Source organism: Anaeromyxobacter soli (genome assembly GCF_022808855.1).
Lineage (GTDB): Bacteria > Myxococcota > Myxococcia > Myxococcales > Anaeromyxobacteraceae > Anaeromyxobacter > Anaeromyxobacter soli.
The window spans coordinates 24,203-41,673 of sequence record NZ_JAKZLF010000010.1; the positions used below are offsets into that span (position 1 = coordinate 24,203).

The following is a 17,471-nucleotide window of genomic DNA, read 5'->3' on the forward strand; positions in this document are numbered from 1 at the left end:
ATGTCGGGCGATGGCCACCCCCTCGCCCAGGCCGCCCCCCGCGCCGGCCGCCCTCGTCCGGGCCTTCGCCTGCGCGGGCGCGGGCCTCGCCGACGCAGCCCTCCGCGAGCGGAACCTCCGCATCCACCTCGGGCTCGGCGTCCTCGCGACGTGCGGCGCGGCGGTGCTCGAGCTCACCGCGGCGGAGCGCGCGCTCGTCCTCGCCTGCGCGGGCGCGGTCGTCGCCGCCGAGGCGGTGAACTCGGCGCTCGAGACGATCGTCGACGTGGTGCTGCCCGGTCCGGATCCGCGCGCCCGCTTCGCGAAGGACGCCGCCGCCGGCGCCGTGCTCGCGCTCGCCGTCGCGAGCGTCGCGGTCGCGGCCGCCGTCCTCGCGCCCCGGATCGCGGCGCTCGCCGAAGGAGCCCGGGCGCTCGCCCCGTCGGTGGCAGGGGCCGCGGTCGCCGCGCTCGCCGCGTGGCGGCTCCCCGCGCCCGTCGAGCGCGGCGGGGTTGCGCGGCTCGCGCTCGCCCTCGCGGGCGGGCTCGGCCTGGGCCTCGTCGCCCCCGCCGTGCAGAGCGGGGTGGCCCTCGCCGTGGCGGCGCTGCTCCTCGCGCTCGGCGCCGCGGCCGCCGCCCGGCGCGCCGCGGGGGAGGGACCCCCCGTCCACCGAAGGTGAACGCCTACCCCTCCGGCAGCGGATCGCCGGGGTGCTCGGGGATCTGCCGGCGCGAGGCCTCCCGCGAGCGCTCCTCGTCGTGACCGTGGACGCGCTCCGCCTCGCGCTCGTCCTGGTCCGACGTCCAGGTCGTCCCCGCGCCCTCCGGAGACAGCCCCTCCAGCGGCCGTTCCCCGTGCCGGCTCTCCACGTCGAGGTCCTTCTTCTCGTTCTCGCGCCGACGCGCGAGCTCGCGATCGAACATCGGATCCCTGCGCTCGGACATCGCACCCTCCTGCTCGATCCTCACGCTGGCCACCCACCGGGGGCGATGCAATCCCACGTCGCTCCGATAGGTTCCCCGCACCGATTCCGCTCGCCCGACGCCCGCACCCCGCGGGCCGGATCTCGAGCGTCCCCCATCGCCTCGGAGGCGAGGAGACACCATGGCGAACCTCAAGGGCAGCAAGACCGAGCAGAACCTCAAGGACGCGTTCGCGGGGGAGTCCCAGGCGAACCGCCGCTACCTGTACTTCGCGAAGATCGCCGACGTGGAGGGCTACCCGGAGGTCGCCATGAACTTCCGCGAGACCGCGGAGGGCGAGACCGGCCACGCGCACGGTCACCTCGACTTCCTGAAGGCGGTCGGCGATCCCGCCACCGGCCTGCCGATGGGCGACACGGCGACGAACCTCAAGGCCGCCATCGCGGGCGAGACGCACGAGTACACCGACATGTACCCGGGCTTCGCGAAGACCGCGCGTGACGAGGGCTTCACCGAGGCGGCCGACTGGTTCGAGACGCTCGCGAAGGCTGAGAAGTCTCACGCCGGCCGCTTCGACAAGATGCTGAAGAGCATCAGCTGAGGGCGCGCACGCTCCGACCGCGACCCGGCGCGCCCCCTTCGCGGGCGTGCGCCGGGTCGTTCCGCGTCGAGCCGCCCCGGAGAAAACCGCCGCCATGACCACGCCCGAGCAGCCGAAGAGGATCTCGTACCAGCCCACGCCGGGGCTCTCCTACGATCCGTCCGAGGCGAGGTACTGGGATCGGGCGGCGCTCGAGGGGGAGGTCCGCCGCGCCTTCGAGATCTGTCACGGCTGCCGCATGTGCTTCAAGTACTGCGACAGCTTCCCGCGCCTGTTCACCCTCCTCGACCAGAAGTACGACGGCGACGTGCACGCGCTCGGCGCGGGCGACGTCGCGCACGTGATGGACGCGTGCTTCCAGTGCAAGCTCTGCGAGGTGCAGTGCCCGTACACGCCGCGGGACGGCCACGAGTTCCAGCTCGACTTCCCCGCCCTCGTCCACCGCTACCGCGGCGTCCACCAGCGGGGCAAGCCGCGCACGCTTCGCCAGCGCGTGCTCAACGATCCGGACGGCGCCGGGCGCCTGGCGCGGCTGTCCCTCGGCGCGGCGAACGCCGCGAACCGCTCGCGGCCCCTGCGCGTGCTCATGGAGAAGACGGTCGGGATCCACCGCGACAAGAAGCTCCCCGACTTCGCGGCCCAGCCGTTCGACCGGTGGGCCGAGGGCCAAGGCTACGTGAAGGCGGAGCCGGGCGGCGAGGCGGTGCTGTTCCAGACCTGCTTCGTGCAGCACAACGAGCCGGACATCGGCAAGGACGCGCTCTTCGTGCTCCGGCGCTGCGGCGTGGACGTGCGCGTCGTGAAGGGGCTCGTCTGCTGCGGGATGCCCGCGTGGGAGCACGGCGACCTCGAGGCGCTCCGGCGCCAGGCGCACCGCGATCTCGAGCTGCTCATGCCGTACGTCGAGCGGGGCGCGAAGGTGCTCGTGGTGAACCCGACCTGCTCGATGATGATGCGCCGCGAGTGGCCCCACCTGCTCGAGGGCGCCGACCGGGGGAGCGCGGAGCGGCTCGCGCCCGCGGTCATGGACGTCTCCGAGTACCTCTGGTCGATCCGCAACGAGGAGCGGTTCTCGACGGCGTTCCGCTCCGCGCCCCCCGGCGGAAAGGTCGCCTACCACGCGCCGTGCCACCTGCGCGCGCAGGGGGTGGGCTTCAAGGGCCGTGACCTGCTTCGCAAGATCCCCGGCGTCACGGTGACCGCCACGGTGATGGAGTGCTGCGGGCACGACGGGACCTTCGCGCTGACGGTCGAGGGGTTCGAGCCGTCGCAGCGGATCGGCAGGAAGGCGTTCGACGGCATGAAGGCCGCGGAGGCCACGACCTGGGCCACGGACTGCCCCCTCGCGGCGCTGCAGTTCGAGCAGCACGCGGGGAAGAAGCCGCTCCACCCGCTGTCGCTGCTCGCGCGCGCCTATCGCGACGACGGCTTCGGCGAGGGCGGCGAGGGAGGCACGCGATGAGGCCGGTGCGGCGCGAGGAGCTCCTCGACGTCTCCACCTACGAGCGCTCGCGGGCGGAGCTCCGCCCCGGGATCATCGAGGCGAAGCGGCGCCGGCGCGTGCACGTCGGCGGCGTGCTCACCTTCCTCTTCGAGAACGCCGCCACCGTCCGCTACCAGGTGCAGGAGATGATCCGGGCCGAGCGGATGACGCGCGAGGAGGACATCCGGCACGAGCTCGAGACCTACAACGAGCTGCTCGGCGGGAAGGGCGAGCTCGGGGTGTCCCTGCTCATCGAGCTCCCCGAGCCCGCCGAGCGCGACCGCAGGCTGCGCGAGTGGCTGGACCTGCCCCGCCACCTGTACCTGAAGCTCGCCGACGGCCGGAAGATCCGCCCCCGCTTCGATCCGCGCCAGATCGGCGACGACCGGCTGTCCTCCGTGCAGTACCTCAAGTTCGACGTCGGGGGAGAGGTGCCCGTCGCGGCGGGCGCGGATCTGCCCGGCTTCACCGTCGAGGCGCCGCTCGAGGTGGAGCAGCGCGAGGCCCTGCGCGCGGATCTGTCCTCGGACTCGTGATGCGCGACACCATCGTGCGCCTCGCGGCGGTGACCCGGCCCGAGGGGGCGGTTGCGCCCGCGCGGGGCCCCGGCTACCTCTCAGGGAGGCGGGCGCGCGCTCGCTCGCCCGGAGGTAGACACCGATGCGACGCCACCCGACCTCTCCCCGCGCCCTCGCCCTGGCCGTGCCGCGCCCCGCCGCGTCCGAGTGGGAGGAGTGGGCGGTGACGCTCGCGGCGGTGACGCTCCTCTTCGCGGCGCTGCTCGCGCACTGACCTGCTCGCCTCAGCGGAGGTCGCGCAGCGTCTTCGCCGCGAGGCGGCGGCGCAGGACGAGGAACAGCTCGGCCGCGGAGACGGCGTCCATGAGCGCGTCGTGCGTGCCGTACTCCGGCAGGTGGACGCGGCGCCGCGCGGCGGCGAGGTTCAGCTCCGGCTCGATCTCGGGCGCGTCCGGATCCACGAAGCGCGCCCGGCGCGCGGCCTTGAGCAGGAGCGCGACGGTGTCCACCACGGGCGGCCCCGGCCAGCGCATCCCCGCGCCGCGATAGGCGCGGCGGAGGAAGCGGACGTCCACCGCCGCGTTGTGCACGAGGAGCGCCCCCTCGCCGAGCCGGCGATCGACCTCCCTCAGCACCTCCTCGAGCGGGGGGGCCTCGCGTACGTCGTGCGGGACGAGGTGGTGCGCCCGCATCGAGTCCGGCCGGATTCCCTCCGTCGCCGCGGGGCGGACGAGCGTCGCGTAGGCCTCCCCGAGCCGGATCGCGCCTGCCCGGATCGGGACCATCCCGACGGCGAGGATGGGATCGGACTTCACGTCGAGCCCGCCGGTCTCGAGGTCGAGCGCCCAGTAGGTGATGCCGTCCCAGGGCGGCGAGGGCCAGAGCACGAGCCCGTTCCTAGCATGCGCCGCGCCCGCCGTCGTGTCGCCCGACACGGGCGACGGCGGCCCGCCCCCTCGTCAGGCCTCTCGCGGGCTCCGGCACCTCCGGCGCCCCTCTCCGCGCGGCCTTCGCGTGAGCGTCGTGTCCGCGGCGGTTGGCGAGGGCCCCCGGCGTGCGAAACGTCTCCGGTTGAACCCCGGGGGAACACATGGCTCGCATCGCCTTCATCGTGGACGACATGTTCGAGGACTCGGAGCTCCGCGTGCCGTACGACCGGCTCCGCGAGGCCGGGCACGAGGTGGTCATCGTCGGGCTCGAGCAGGGAAAGAAGCTCGAGGGCAAGCAGAAGAAGGAGAAGGTGACGGTCGAGCGGGCGGCGAAGGACGTCCGCGCCGAGGAGTTCGCCGCGCTCGTCGTCCCCGGCGGCTACTCGCCGGATCACCTCCGCACGAGCCTCGACATGGTGCGGCTCACGCGCGACATGTTCGTGGCGGGGAAGCCGGTCGCCGCCGTGTGCCACGGCCCGTGGATGCTCGTCGAGGCCGACGCCATCGACGGCCGGACCGTCACCTCCTGGCCGTCGCTCAAGACCGACCTCATCAACGCGGGCGCGCGCTGGGTGGACCGCGAGGTGGTGGAGGACGGGAACCTCATCACCTCCCGCAACCCCGGCGACCTCGCCGCGTTCTCCGCCGCCATCCTGCGGCAGCTCGACCGCACCGCCGAGGCGCGCCGCCCGGCGGCCGGCGGAGAGCACGGCGAGACGCCCACGATGCACTGACCTCGGGCTGCGGGCGCGCCTCGGCTCCGGCCGTCGTCGCGCCCGGCCTGGACGCAAGGCGCACGAGACCGGAGCCGAGACGGGGAAGCGCAGCGACGAGCGGCGAGGCGTACTGCTTCCGTCTCAGAAGGCGCCTCCGCAGCTCGTGGTCGATTGTATTCACCGTGGGTGACAACTATCGCCAGCGGTAGTGCCGGCCGGTGTCGCGGCTCTTCTCGCGACGAGGCAAGACGTCCCAGTTGCGGTGGGTGAAACATGTCCCGTTGACGCCTTCTCGCCCCGATCGCGCTCCGGCATACAGGCGGCGCGGAAAGGCTGCTCTCGCGCACGCTTCTTGCGCGTGGCAGGCGCGCCGACCGCCGGAGTGCCTCGACGAGGGCGACGTGGAGAACGCCGCGCAGGCGCGAGCCTGGAGCGTCTCCGGAGCTTCGAACTGGGCAGGCTGAGACGACGACCGAGCGCGGCACCGCGAAGCCGACCCTCGAACCGGGACCCGCGGCCGGCGCGCTGCCGGCGCCCCCGCCCCCCGTCGCGCAGCCGAAGCGACGGGCCGAGACGCTCGCCGTCTCGGAGAGCCACTGGTCGCTCCGTGTCACCCTCGACCGCGCCTGCAAGGAGGACCTCGAGACGCTCCGGTCGCTTCTGTCGCACAAGGTCCCGGACGGCGACCTCGCGGCGGTGCTCCACGAGGCGATCCGCTGCGCGATCGAAAAGCACGGCAAGCGCAAAGGCGCTGTCGCGTCGAAGCGGAAGACGAAGGAAGTGAAGCAGGCCGGGACGACGAAGGCCGCCGCGACGAAGAAGACCCCGGCGAAGCCGCCGGCGGAGAGGACCACGATCCCGGCGATAGTGCGCCGCGCGGTGTGGACGCGCGATGGCGGGCGCTGCGCCTGGGTCGGCCCGGACGGCTGTCGCTGCAACAGCCGCTGGAAGCTCGAGCTCGACCACATCCAGCCCGCCGCCCTCGGGGGGCCGTCCACGATCGAGAATCTTCGGCTCGCCTGCCGAGCTCACAACCTGCTTCACGCAGAGAGCACCTTCGGGCGCGAGCACATGGATCGCTTCCGCCGCGACGCGGGCGACGGGCCATCGTCGCTCTCGCTCGCTGACGTGGCGCCGCTGCGTCCCGTCAGGCAGCTGGGAATGTGGGCGCCGTGACCCTGCGGCAGCCGGCCCGGAGTTGGGAGAACCTCCGGCGAACCGGGGTTGGGTCGCATGGCCGCGCGGCCAGAGCGACGACTCGCCGCTCGCGTACTTCCGGGCTTCCGAACCCCTGCGCCCCCGCCGGTGACGCTCACCGCTCTGTCGCCCGCAGTGCTCCGCCCGGAGCGTTCCCGGCGCGCGCGTGCTGACCCGTCGATGCCGAGCCGGAGCGCGCGGTGCGCCGCTCGGCCGACCGAAGCCGCTCCCTCGGGTCAGCAGCCGAAGATGTGACGAATCCTGAGACTGCCTCGGTACGCCGGAGCCGCGAGGAGCGAGCACCCCCGTCGCAGGCCCGGGATCGTGCGCCGGGTCAGAACATGTCGGTGCGGTAGTGGTAGGCCGCCCGCTCCTGCCAGTCCTCGATCGCGCGGAACGTGTCGCGGAGCCGGCTGCGCTCCAGCGAGGACAGATCGGCGATCGAGACGACGTTCACGGGCGGGCGGCCCTCGGCGATCATCCGGAGCTGCTCGCGCAGGCGCAGCCTCAGGAGGAACCCGTACGCCTCCGAGAGGTTCTCGAGCGTGTCCTTCGCGATGAGCCCCGCCTCGCAGGCGGCGCGCAGGCGGCCGAGCGTGTTGGACGTGCGCGCCCCGGCCTCGAGGCCGTAGACGCGGGCCAGGAAGACGATCGAGCTGATGCCCTTCAGCTTGAGGTCCACCTTCGAGGCGTCGCCGCGGATCCGGAGCACGAGCCCGCCCGGCGGTCGGAAGGTGAGGGCGCTCTTCGCCATGGCGGAGAGGAAGGTGCGCGCGCCGGCCGCCCGGCCGGCGAGCGCGTGGAGCATCGACACGTCGAGGCCGCCGTACACGGGCCGGAAGTCGAAGAAGATCGACGCCTCGAGGAGCGCGGTGGGGGTGGGCTTCTCGAGCCAGCCGCGGAACCGCTCGCGCCACTCCTCGAGCGGGCCCTGCCAGCGCGTCGCCATGTAGCCGCCCGGGCAGCGCGGGAACCCGGCCGCCTGCAGGTCCGCGATGGCGCGCTCGGCGAAGCGCGCGAAGTAGGCGCGGGCGGCCGGCGTGTCCTCACCGTAGACGAGCGCGTTGTCCTGATCGGTGAGGAGCGTCTGCTCCATGCGCCCCTCGGAGCCGAAGGCGAGCCAGGTGTAGGGCGTCGGGGGCGCGCCGAGGTCGGCCTCGGCCATGCGGAGGATGCGGGCGAGGAGCGTGTCGTTGAGGCGCGCCACGAACCCGCCGATCACGATCGGCTCGAGCCCGCCCGCGAACAGCGCCGACGCCATCTCCGCGACGCGCGCCCCGTACCCCGGCAGCGCCTCCCGGCTCGCGAGCCGCTCGACGCTGCGCATCACCGCCACGGGTCCCGCCGCGGTGAAGCGCAGGAGGTCGGTGGACGAGAGCACGCCTGTGATCTCTCCGCCCCGCGTGACCGGGAGGTGGTGCACCCCCGAGTCGAGGAGGATGCGCCACGCCTCGTACACCGGCGTCTCCGCCGGCACGGTGCGGAGCGGCGCGCTCGCGACCTCGACCACGGGCGTCTCGGGGCCGCGTCCCATCGCGAGCACGCGACGCCCGAAGTCACGATCCGTCACGATGCCCGGCGGCTCCGAGTCCACGAGCGCCGACCCCACGCAGCGCTCGGCCATGACCCGCGCCGCCTCGCCCACCGTGGCGGTCGCCGGGACGCGCACGGGCCCGCGGCCGCGTAGCAGGGTCGCGACGGGGACGCCGAGGTCGGGCTGGAAGCTCGCCACCTGCGAGCGCTCGAGGCTGTTGCGGAGGCGCTCGGCGAGCCCCGAGGCGAAGTGGCCCGCGAAGGCCGCGTGCGCGAGCAGCTTCTCGAACTCCGACTGGGGCAGGCGGTAGGCGAGCAGATCCTCCTCGACGGTCACGTCGAGCGTCGCCTCGCCCGAGATGAGCGAGGTGAAGCCGAAGATCTCGCCCTCCTCGAGGAGCTGCACGGTCTGGCCCTCGCGCTCGAGCCGGACCGCCCCCTTGCGGATCACGTACAGGTGCTGCGAGGGCTCCCCGCCGCGGGTGAGGAGCCGCGTGCCGGCCGGGTGGAACACGATCTCGATGGCGCGCGCAGCGTGGTCGAACGCGTCCTGCGGGAGCCCGTCGAACGGCGGGGTCGAGCGGACGAACGTGACCGGATCGAGAGCGACCATGTGGGCGAGGATAGCAGAGCGGCGCCGCGGGCCCGCCGCCGAACCGGGCGCGGCGGTGCGGTTCTTGCTCCACGCCTGCCCATCCCGTCGAATGGGCGGGATCACGCCCCGGAGGCGCCGCCGCCCTGCGAGCGGAGCTGACCGGGACGGACGACATCGTGGTTCTTCGACGACAGGAGTGGCTCATGCGCACCCCCCGCCTCTTCATCATCGCCGCTGCCCTCGCCCTCGCGGGGCCTCGCCTCGCGGCCGCCGACACCGCCCCCAACTCGGGCTGGTCCCTCACGCTCGGCGTCTGGGGCGGCGCCTCCCGCTACGACGTGCTCGGGCTGAAGCACGGCGTGGAGACGCTCGATCGGGACACGCTCGACGGCAACCTCGACACCTACGGCGCCTCCGCGCTCCTCCGCCTCGGCTGGCTCGACGTGGGCGCGCTGTACGAGGGCTCGTTCCGCGAGGCGACGGACAGCTTCGTCCTCACGCCGCTCGTCGGCTTCAAGTGGGACGTCACCGACCTCGTCCGCGTGGACTTCCTCGGCGAGCTCGGCGGGCACCGCATCACGAACATCGGCACCGACGCGCAGTCGGTCTGGCTGCCCTACGTCGGCGTCCGCCCCACGCTGTCCCTGCGCCTGCCGCTCGGCCCGACGCGCCTCGTCCTCTCCGGCGCGCCGTTCGCGCGCTGGGATCTCGTGAAGAAGGACGTCGCGGTGCCGTCCTCGGGCGGCGCAACCACGACGCGCTCGACCTACGAGGCCGGCGGCACGACCTTCGGCGTCGTCGGAGGGGTCGGGATCGAGCTCTGATGATGAGTCTCACCCGAGCGCCGCCAGCGCGGCCTCGAGCGCGGCGTCGTCCTCACCGCCCGTCGCGACCACCTCCGGCGCGACGGGCGGCTCGTACGCGCGGCCGGCGCCGGGGAGCTCCGGCGCCTCGCCCGCCCGGGCGCGCGCCCACAGGCCCTTCGGATCGCGCGCGGCGCAGAGCTCCGCGGGCACCGCCAGGTGGACCTCGACGAAGCGGGGCGCTCGCGCGCGCACGCGGTCGCGGAAGGCGCGCCGGCTCGCGGTGGCGGCCACGACGGCGACGAGCCCGTCCGCCGCGAGCAGCAGCGCGAGATCGCCGAGCGTCTCGTAGAACGCCGCCCTCGCGGCCGGCTCGTAGCCGGGCGCCGGGTGCAGCGCGGCGCGCACCGCGTCCCCGTCGAGGAGCGCCGCGGGCCGCCCCCGGGCGGCGAGCCGCGCCCGCAGGCGGCGCGCGAAGGTGGACTTGCCCGACGAGGGGAGCCCCGTCACCCACACGACCGCACCGCCGCCGGGCCCGTGCGTCACGCCCCGTCCTCCGTGAAGAGCGCCGCTGGCGCGTCGAGGTCGAGCCGCCCGGCGTCGAGCGCGCGCTCGGCGAGGCCGAGGAGGGCGTCGCGCGAGGCGGCGGTGAGGCGCGGGTAGAAGCGCGGCGAGGCGAGCACGAGCGCCCGCCAGGCGAGGTAGGGCGGCGCGCTCTCGAGCACCGCTGCGTCGCCGCTCGCGGCGAGGTAGCGGCCCCAGAAGCGGCGCCACAGCAGGCCGAGCGCGCGCCAGGCGCCGGGGTGATCGAGCGCGAAGAACGGGTAGTTCACCGCCAGCGCGACGACGTCGTCGGCGGGATCGCCCTTGCCGCCGCGGGAGGCGTCGAGGAGCGCGAAGCCCGAGCCGTCCTCGCCGGCGCCGGGCGGGCGGAACACGATGTTGAAGGGGTGGAAGTCGCCGTGGGTGCGGGCGAGGCGCGCGGGCCGCTCGCGGAGCCGCCAGCGCCAGGCGAGGCAGCGCTCCTCGATCGCCCGGAGCCGCTCGGGCGGCGCGGCGGGCACCGCGGGCGGATAGCCGTCCACCATCCCGAAGATCCCCTCGCCGTGCCCCACCAGATCGCGCACCGCGCGCCGCCACGCGATCGCGTCGTCGAGCTTCTCCCCGTGCAGCGCGGCGAGGTAGCCCGCGAGCGCGTCCGCGCGCGCGAGGTCGAGCGGCAGCGCGGCGCCTCCGCGCGCGAGGCGCCGCAGGTCCTCCGCATACAGCGCGCCCTCCGCGAAGTCGGTGACGAGGTAGGGCTCGCCGGTCCCGGAGAGCGAGAGGAAGCGCCCGTCCGCCTTCGCCACCCCGACGTCGAGCGCGCGGACGTGGGCGGGCAGCGCGTTGAAGAGCTCGTGGGAGAGGAGCGCACCCTCGAGGCGGTCCGCCCGGCGGTCGTGGCCGAAGGCGTCGGCGCGCTGCGTCCGGAAGACGAACCGGCGGCGCGCGCCGTCCGGGAGGCGGACCGTGACGCGCAGCGGCTCGCCGTAGCCGATCGCCTTCTCCGCCTCGCCGCCCGCCGCGTCCGCCGCGAGCGGCTCGACCGCCTCGAGCGCTGCGCCCGGGAAGAGCGTCGCCGCGAGCTCGCGCAGGCCTTCCGGGATCTCCGCCATGCCCTCGCTCCCCCCCTGCGCTCATAGCGCACGCGCGGGCTCGGGACGCCACCGCGGCGGGGCGCCACGTTCGCGAGGGACGCGCCCGGGGGCTCGGGCGGCGCGGAGGGCCCGCTGGCGGAGGCCGCCGAGCGGCCGCGTCCGTCAGGGGGAGGGAGGGGTCAGCATTTTCTCTTGGCCGGGCGAGTGGTCGGTCGTAAACACGGGCCCGATGCCGCTCGCCCTCATCCCGTGGTTCGAGTTGCCGAGCCTGTCGCTCGGTCCCTTCACCATCCAGTCCTTCGGCGTGCTGTCCGCGCTCGGGATCCTCGCCGCGGTGAAGCTCGCCGCGCGCGGCGCCGGCGAGACCGGCAGGAACCCTCAGGTCATCCTGGACTTCGCGGTGGTCGGGGTGCTCACGGGGGTCCTCGCCGGGCACTTCGTGCACCTCTTCTTCTACCACCCGGAGGAGCTCGAGGATCCCTGGCGCATCCTCAAGTTCTGGGAGGGCCTCTCGTCGATGGGAGGGCTCCTCGGCGGCGTCCTCGCCGCGGCCTTCTACTTCCGGCGCAAGAAGATCCGCTTCCACGACTACGGGGACGCGTTCGCGCTCGGCGTCGCGCCGGGCTGGGGCATCGCCCGTGTCGGCTGCTTCACGGTGCACGACCACCCAGGCATCCACAGCGACTTCTTCCTGGCGGTGCGCTTCCCGGACGGCGGGCGCCACGACCTCGGCCTCTACGAGGCCATCGTGCTCCTGTCGCTCGGCGCGGTGCTGTGGGTGCTCCACCGGCGCGGGATCCTGCGCGGCCGGCTGCTCGGTCTCCTCGCGGTGGTGTACGGCCTCGCCCGCTTCCTGCTCGACTTCCTGCGCGCGCGCGACGTGGCCTACGCGGACGCGCGCTACCTCGGGCTCACGCCCGCGCAGTACGCCGTGATCGTGCTCGTCGCCTACGGCGCGTGGCAGCTGTCCCGGCGCCCCGGGCCGGCGAGCGAGGCGGGGCGGTTCGCGGCCGGCGCCGGCCGGTGATAGAACGGTCGCCGATGGGCGACTCGCGGGCGCGCTCGGCGCTGGTGCACGTCGGGCGGCCCGCCCCCGACCCGGCCACGCTCGCCGCCGAGGCGCGGCTCCGCTCGACGCTCGAGGAGGTGACCGCGCTCGACCTCGAGGTCGAGGCGCTCTCGGCCACGCTCGCCGACTTCGCGCGCGCCTACGAGCGGTCGCTCGGAGAGGCCTTCCAGGAGCTCCACGCCGCCGAGCGGCTGGTCCGGCGCATCCAGGCCCTCGAGGGCCGGCTCGCCGTGCTCGAGGGCGAGCTCCGTGACGGCGGCGCGACGGCACCGCAGGCGGGGGCACGACGCTCCGGCGGCCCGCTCTCCGCGGCCGCCGCGGCGGCGCGCGCCGCCCGGGTTCGGCGCTCCGAGGCCGAGGACGACGACGGAGCCGAGCGCGAGGGCGAGGCCGGTGACGGGGGGGACGCGGAGGAGGCAGCCGCGATGCTCGAGCCCGAGGCGCTCGCGCTGAAGCGGCTGCACCGGAGCCTCGCCCGCCTGCTCCACCCCGACCTCGCGCAGGAGGACGGCGCGCGCGAGCGGCTCGGCGAGCTCATGGCGCGCGCGAACGCGGCGTACGAGGCTGGCGATCTCGCCACGCTCGAGCTGATGGCGGAGCGGCTCGGCGCGGGAGAGCTCGACCCGGACGTCTCGCCCGAGGAGCGGCGCGCCCACCTCGACCGGCGGACGAGCGCGCTCGAGCGGATCCGCGCGGCGCTCGGGCGCGAGCGGGAGCGGCTCCTGCGGAGCGACACGGCGCGGCTCCTCGCCGAGTCGCGCCGCCGCGCGCAGGCGGGCGGGGACCTCCTCGGGGAGACGCACGTCGAGCTCGCCGACGAGGCGCGCGCGGCGTACGCGGACGCGCTCGTCCGCCTCGGGCTGCTGGGCACGGCGGCGCGCGCGGTCGCGCGCGCGAGGACGGCGTTCATGACGAAGATCGAGAGACGCGGACCGACCGGCGCGCGGCGGGCGTTCGACCCGCTGGCGGAGGGCGGCCTCGTGCGGATGGGCGCGGCGCGGCTCGAGCGGCAGCGCGCCACGCCCGCGGCGCGCGACCTCGCGCGCAAGCTCGAGGATGCGGCGCAGGCGTCGCCGGCCGAGGCGGCGCTGACGCTCCTCGCGTTCTTCGCGGAGGAGGCTGGGGGACGGCCGCCGGACGCGATCGCGCGGGCCGAGGGCTGGAGCGCGGCGTGGGAGCGGCTGCGTCCGGCGCTGCCCGACGCGCCCGAGCTCGCGCGCGCGCTCGCGCGGCTGCCGCGGCACCTCGTGCTCGGCGCTCGCGCCCACGGCGAGGAGGTCGTGGCGGGTGTCCAGCTCGCCGAGGCGGAGCTCCTCGCAGGCGTCCGCATCGCGCTCGAGCGCGAGCAGGTCGCGGCGCTCGCGCGCGCGGTGCTCGCCACGCTCGGGCCGGCCGAGGCCTGCGCGGGCTGCGGCGCGAGCGGTCCGGCGCAGCACCTCCTCCGCACCCGCGGGCTCGACGAGCGCCACGGCGTCGTCTGCCCCGGCTGCGGCGCCATCCTGCGGAGCTACTGGCGATACGGCGAGCTCGACGGGCTCGAGGCGCTCGCGCCGCACGCCCTCAGGCTCGGGCTCGTCGCGGAGGTGACCGCGCAGCTCGCCGGCACGGCGATCGGGTTCCAGATGCTCCCGGCAGAGCGCGAGCGGCTGACCGCCGGAGAGCTGCTCCGCCGCTTCGCCGAGCTGTACCTCGTCCAGTACGGCGTCGACGTTCCCGGAGAGGCGCTGTCGCTCGGCACATCCCGCGGCGGGGTGCTCTCCGCCGACGCGCCGGTGGCGCCCGGCGCGAAGCTTCGCCTCGCGGTGGATCCGTCCTCTGGCACCTCGCCCGAGGCACTGCTCGACCAGCTCCGCCACCGCATCGAGAGACGCTTCCGTCCCTGAAGCGTCCGGTTCGTCCGCGAACGCACGGAGCGTGCAAAGCCGAGCCCCTACCGGGCGCACGTGCAGCCGGGCTGCGAGACTAGGTCGCGCTTACATCGATCTCCAGGGGTGGGGTTTCCCCTCGCCCGGGAGGGGTCATGAAGCGCTTTGCCGTCGTCGTCGCGGCCTTGGCCCTCGGGGTCGTGATCGGTTCCGCCCGCCGCTCACACGGCACGGAGACCGACCTGTGCTCCGGGCTCACGGCAGCCCGGATGCTGCAGGACCCCGAGCTCGCCCGGGAGTACTTCGCTGCCCTGCACGGCGGCGACGCGAACGCCCGCGAACGGTTCGAGGCGATGGTGGGCGAGCTCCGGGCGGTGCACGGCTGCGGCGGGCCGGCGGGTGAGAGCGCGTCCCAGGAGCCGCTCGGGCATTCTCCCGCCGCGCCCCGGCTCCCACCGGGCCACCCGCCGATCGGAGGCGCGCCCGCCGTCCCGATCTTCGAGACGCAGCCGGGGAGCACGCTCGAGATCTGAGCCACCGTCCCGCTGGACGCCGGCGTGTCACCGGGTGGGGCGCCGATCGCCTGCTCCAGTGCACGGTTCCCCATCGGAGCCGGCCGTCCCCTCGGGGGGCAGGGTATAACTGCCCGTCCCGACCCATGAACATGAACCGCTCCATCCTCCTCGTCGAGGACGACGACGGCATCAGAGACAGCGTGGCCGAGTGCCTCGTCTCCGAGGGCTACGCCGTCGCGCCGGTCGAGAACGGCAAGGAGGCGCTTCGCTGGCTCCGCGACGCGGCGCCCCCCGACCTCATCGTGGTGGATCTGGTGATGCCGGTCATGAACGGCGCGCAGCTCATCGACGCGCTGCGCGAGGACGCGACGCTGCGCGACATCCCCATCGTCCTCATGACCGCGGCGGCGTCCACCCCCGCGATGCCGCTCCCTCGGGTCAACGGCTATCTCTCGAAGCCGTTCGAGCTGGGCGTGCTGCTCGACACGATCGAGCGCCACTCGGCGCCGCCGTCCAGCGCGCGATGCGCGTCCTCCTGACCGGCGCCACGGGATTCCTCGGAGGCGCCGTCGCCCGCGAGCTCCTCGCGAGCGGGCACGCGGTCCGCGCGCTGGCGCGGGAGCGCTCCGACACCTCGGGGCTGGAAGCCCTCGCCTCGCCGGAGGGCGATGCCGCGCCGCTGGAGCTCGCGCGCGGCGACGCGCTCGATCCGGAGGCGGTCCGGGCCGCGCTCGACGGCTGTGACGCCGTGGTCCACACCGCCGGTCTCGCCGGCTTCCGCGCCGCGCCCGAGGCGCTCATGGCGGCGAACGCGCGCTCCGTCGAGGTCGTGCTGGGGGCCGCGAGGGAGTCGGGGGTCGCGCGCGCGGTACTCACCTCGTCCACCGCGGTGCTCGGGGGGACCCGCGACGCGCGGATCGCCGACGAGACCTCCGCCGGCAACGCCGAGGCGCTCGGCATCCCGTACTTCGTCTCGAAGCTCCGCGGCGAGCAGGTCGCGCTCGCGCTCGCCGCCCGCGGGCTCCCCGTCGTGGTCGTGCGCCCCGCCTACGTGCTCGGGCCCGGCGACGTGCACGGCTCGTCCGCGGCGACGGTCGTGGCGCTCGTGCGGCGGCGCATCCCCGCCTACGTGGAGGGCGGCGCGTCGTTCTGCGACGTGCGCGACGTCGCGCGCGGTCACGTGGCGGCGCTCCTGCGCGGGAGGCCCGGCGAGACCTACGTCCTCGGCGGCCACAACCTGCGCGTGAGCGAGCTCGTCACCCGGGTCGCCGAGCTGTCCGGCGTGAAGGCGCCGCCGCGTATCCCGCTCGCCGCCGCGCTCGCCGCGGCGGGGTTGCAGGAGCTCTTCGCCCGCCTCGGCGGCGGCCAGGCCGCGATGACCCGCGAGCTCGTCCGCGCCGCCGCGCTCTACACGTTCGTGTCGAGCGCGAAGGCGGAGCGCGAGCTGGGCTACGGGATCCGGCCCTTCGACGAGATGGTGAAGGACACGCTCCGCTGGGCGATCGCCCGCGGCCGGCTGCGGGCGGAGACGCCGGAGCTGAGGGCGCTCGGCGCAGGGTAGGCGAGCGAAGCGAGCCCGCCGGGGCGACGCCGCGGAAGCGGCGAAGCCGCTCGCGGCGGCGCACGGGACCCGGCGAGCGGGGGCGCAGCCCCCGTGCGAACATGCCGAGCCTACTCCCCGGCCGCCTCGTCCTCCTCGCTGCTCGGGGCCTTCGGCCGGATCCGCACGAGCCGCACCAGCCGCGGCGACGCCTCGACGATCTCGATCTCGGTCCCGTCGTCGGTGCGCAGCCGCGCGCCGCGCTCGGGGACGGCGCCGGCGAGCGCGATGCACAGGCCGGCGACGGTCGTGTAGTCCTCGCCCTCGGGTAGGTCGAGCGCGAGGCCGCGGTTCACCTCGCGGATGGGCGCCTCGCCGCGGACGAGCGCGGCGCCGTCCGCCTCGGTGTGCCAGAGCGCCTCGGGCTCCTCCGTCTCGCCGAAGATGTCGCCGACGAGCTCCTCGACGAGGTCCTCGAGGGTGAGGAGCCCCGCGATGCCGCCGTGCTCGTCCACCACCGCGGCGATCTGCGTGCGGCGGCGCTGGAGGTCGCGCAGCACGTGGACCGCCTTGGCGGCCTCCGGGACGAAGTGCACCGGGCGGAGGAGGTCGTCGAGGACGATCAGCTGCCGCTCCCACGCCATCGCGGCGAGGTCCTTCGCCATCACGTAGCCGATCAGGTTGTCGAGGGTGCCGTCGAACACGGGCATGCGCGAGTGCCCCTCCTCGAGGAGCATTCGCTTCAGGTCCTCCTGCGACGCGTCCCGCGGCAGCGCGACCACCCGGCTCCTCGGCACCATCACGTCCCCCGCCGTGAGATCGCGGAAGGCCAGCGCGCGCGAGGCGATCTCGGCGGTCGGAGCGTCGAGCGCCCCCGCCCGCCCGGCCTCGTCGACGAGCTGCTCGAGCTCCTCGGCGGACAGGCGCGACTCCGTGAAGGTGGTCCGATCGCCGAACGGCCGGAGGAGCAGGTTCGAGGACTGCGTCAGGACCCACACGAGCGGCCGGGCGACCTGCGCGAGGCCGAGGAGCGGCCGGGCGACGGCGAGGCCGTAGCGCTCGGCCGCCCGCAGCGCGATCGACTTGGGGACGAGCTCGCCGAGCACGAGGGACAGGTAGGAGACGGCGGCGACGACGAGGCCCAGCGCGATCGCCTCCGCGTAGTGCGCGAGGCCGGGGAGGGTGGCGATCGCGGGGGCGATCCTCCGCGCGAGCGAGGCGCCGCCGAACGCGGCCGCGGTGGCGCCGATGACCGTGATGCCGACCTGCACCGTCGCGAGGAACTGCTCCGGCCGGTCGCGCAGCTTCCTCACCGCGCGCGCGGACGCGCTGCCCTCCTCGACGAGCTGGGCGAGCCGCGTCCTTCGGATCGAGAGCACCGCGATCTCGGCGCCGGAGAAGACGCCGTTCGCCAGCACGAGGGCGAGGACGATGGCGAGCTCGACGAGGATGTCGTTCAGGATCGGGCCTCCTCGGGTGGTCTACCACGCGATCCGGCGCGGCGCGGGCGTACCGCCGGCGGAGTCGCCCGGCAGGGGACTCGCGCGGGGCAGGGCGCGGGCATAGCC

The 17,471-nt window shown here is 74.9% G+C and carries 19 protein-coding genes; 13 read left to right on the forward strand and 6 right to left on the reverse strand.

From position 1 onward, the window contains the following. Window positions 1–10: 10 nt before the first annotated feature. Complete coding sequence (locus tag MLV88_RS09515; RefSeq protein WP_242352622.1) at window positions 11–658, forward strand: diacylglycerol kinase; 648 nt, start codon at window positions 11–13, stop codon at window positions 656–658. A 4-nt stretch (window positions 659–662) separates the two neighbouring features. Here MLV88_RS09515 and MLV88_RS09520 read toward each other — a convergent pair whose 3' ends face one another. Beyond that, window positions 663–923, reverse strand: a complete 261-nt coding sequence (locus tag MLV88_RS09520; protein WP_242352620.1) for a hypothetical protein — start codon at window positions 921–923, stop codon at window positions 663–665. Between the two features lie 160 nt (window positions 924–1,083). Here MLV88_RS09520 and MLV88_RS09525 point away from each other — a divergent pair, with 160 nt between their 5' ends. The 4 genes from MLV88_RS09525 to MLV88_RS24130 all read left to right on the forward strand — a co-directional run bounded on the left by MLV88_RS09525 (window position 1,084) and on the right by MLV88_RS24130 (window position 3,778). Beyond that, the gene (locus tag MLV88_RS09525) at window positions 1,084–1,503 is read left to right on the forward strand and encodes a rubrerythrin family protein (protein WP_242341448.1); all 420 of its coding nucleotides are present in this window, start codon (window positions 1,084–1,086) and stop codon (window positions 1,501–1,503) included. 94 nt (window positions 1,504–1,597) lie between these two features. Next, a complete protein-coding gene (locus MLV88_RS09530) occupies window positions 1,598–2,965 on the forward strand; it encodes a heterodisulfide reductase-related iron-sulfur binding cluster (protein ID WP_242352618.1) in 1,368 nt (455 codons plus the stop codon). Beyond that, window positions 2,962–3,522 (forward strand): DUF3501 family protein, encoded by a 561-nt coding sequence (locus MLV88_RS09535; RefSeq protein ID WP_242352616.1) that lies wholly within the window; start codon window positions 2,962–2,964, stop codon window positions 3,520–3,522. The genes MLV88_RS09530 and MLV88_RS09535 overlap by 4 nt, the downstream gene beginning before the upstream one ends. A gap of 124 nt (window positions 3,523–3,646) precedes the next feature. Further along, window positions 3,647–3,778, forward strand: a complete 132-nt coding sequence (locus tag MLV88_RS24130) for a hypothetical protein (RefSeq protein WP_255840998.1) — start codon at window positions 3,647–3,649, stop codon at window positions 3,776–3,778. Window positions 3,779–3,788: 10 nt separating this feature from the next. On the opposite strand, the gene MLV88_RS09540 is transcribed toward MLV88_RS24130, so the two are convergent. After that, on the reverse strand, window positions 3,789–4,391 hold the full coding sequence (locus tag MLV88_RS09540) for a 3'-5' exonuclease (RefSeq protein ID WP_242341445.1): 603 nt from the start codon (window positions 4,389–4,391) through the stop codon (window positions 3,789–3,791). 203 nt (window positions 4,392–4,594) lie between these two features. On the opposite strand from MLV88_RS09540, the gene MLV88_RS09545 reads away from it, so the two are divergent. After that, window positions 4,595–5,167, forward strand: a complete 573-nt coding sequence (locus MLV88_RS09545) for a type 1 glutamine amidotransferase domain-containing protein (protein WP_242341444.1) — start codon at window positions 4,595–4,597, stop codon at window positions 5,165–5,167. 678 nt (window positions 5,168–5,845) lie between these two features. Continuing rightward, window positions 5,846–6,325 (forward strand): HNH endonuclease, encoded by a 480-nt coding sequence (locus MLV88_RS09550; RefSeq protein ID WP_408628794.1) that lies wholly within the window; start codon window positions 5,846–5,848, stop codon window positions 6,323–6,325. A gap of 355 nt (window positions 6,326–6,680) precedes the next feature. On the opposite strand, the gene MLV88_RS09555 is transcribed toward MLV88_RS09550, so the two are convergent. Continuing rightward, window positions 6,681–8,492 (reverse strand): DUF294 nucleotidyltransferase-like domain-containing protein, encoded by a 1,812-nt coding sequence (locus MLV88_RS09555; protein ID WP_243337338.1) that lies wholly within the window; start codon window positions 8,490–8,492, stop codon window positions 6,681–6,683. A 185-nt stretch (window positions 8,493–8,677) separates the two neighbouring features. On the opposite strand from MLV88_RS09555, the gene MLV88_RS09560 reads away from it, so the two are divergent. Next, a complete protein-coding gene (locus MLV88_RS09560; protein ID WP_242341001.1) occupies window positions 8,678–9,298 on the forward strand; it encodes a hypothetical protein in 621 nt (206 codons plus the stop codon). Between the two features lie 9 nt (window positions 9,299–9,307). On the opposite strand, the gene MLV88_RS09565 is transcribed toward MLV88_RS09560, so the two are convergent. Further along, complete coding sequence (locus MLV88_RS09565) at window positions 9,308–9,823, reverse strand: adenylyl-sulfate kinase (protein WP_242341002.1); 516 nt, start codon at window positions 9,821–9,823, stop codon at window positions 9,308–9,310. Further along, on the reverse strand, window positions 9,820–10,932 hold the full coding sequence (locus tag MLV88_RS09570; protein ID WP_242341003.1) for a phosphotransferase family protein: 1,113 nt from the start codon (window positions 10,930–10,932) through the stop codon (window positions 9,820–9,822). The genes MLV88_RS09565 and MLV88_RS09570 overlap by 4 nt, the downstream gene beginning before the upstream one ends. A 211-nt stretch (window positions 10,933–11,143) precedes the next feature. On the opposite strand from MLV88_RS09570, the gene MLV88_RS09575 reads away from it, so the two are divergent. The 5 genes from MLV88_RS09575 to MLV88_RS09595 all read left to right on the forward strand — a co-directional run bounded on the left by MLV88_RS09575 (window position 11,144) and on the right by MLV88_RS09595 (window position 15,924). Next, window positions 11,144–11,941: a prolipoprotein diacylglyceryl transferase gene (locus tag MLV88_RS09575; RefSeq protein WP_242372366.1), complete on the forward strand. Its 798-nt coding sequence runs from the start codon at window positions 11,144–11,146 to the stop codon at window positions 11,939–11,941. A gap of 14 nt (window positions 11,942–11,955) precedes the next feature. Further along, window positions 11,956–13,866 (forward strand): coiled-coil domain-containing protein, encoded by a 1,911-nt coding sequence (locus MLV88_RS09580; protein ID WP_242341005.1) that lies wholly within the window; start codon window positions 11,956–11,958, stop codon window positions 13,864–13,866. Between the two features lie 137 nt (window positions 13,867–14,003). Further along, a complete protein-coding gene (locus MLV88_RS09585) occupies window positions 14,004–14,381 on the forward strand; it encodes a hypothetical protein (RefSeq protein WP_242341006.1) in 378 nt (125 codons plus the stop codon). A gap of 131 nt (window positions 14,382–14,512) precedes the next feature. After that, entirely contained in the window at window positions 14,513–14,902 is a 390-nt protein-coding gene (locus MLV88_RS09590) for a response regulator (RefSeq protein ID WP_242341007.1), read from the forward strand. Next, a complete protein-coding gene (locus tag MLV88_RS09595) occupies window positions 14,887–15,924 on the forward strand; it encodes an NAD-dependent epimerase/dehydratase family protein (RefSeq protein ID WP_242352612.1) in 1,038 nt (345 codons plus the stop codon). The genes MLV88_RS09590 and MLV88_RS09595 overlap by 16 nt, the downstream gene beginning before the upstream one ends. A gap of 110 nt (window positions 15,925–16,034) precedes the next feature. Here the strand turns inward: MLV88_RS09595 and MLV88_RS09600 are convergent, their stop codons facing one another. Continuing rightward, on the reverse strand, window positions 16,035–17,336 hold the full coding sequence (locus MLV88_RS09600) for a hemolysin family protein (protein WP_308197151.1): 1,302 nt from the start codon (window positions 17,334–17,336) through the stop codon (window positions 16,035–16,037). Window positions 17,337–17,471 lie beyond the last annotated feature (135 nt).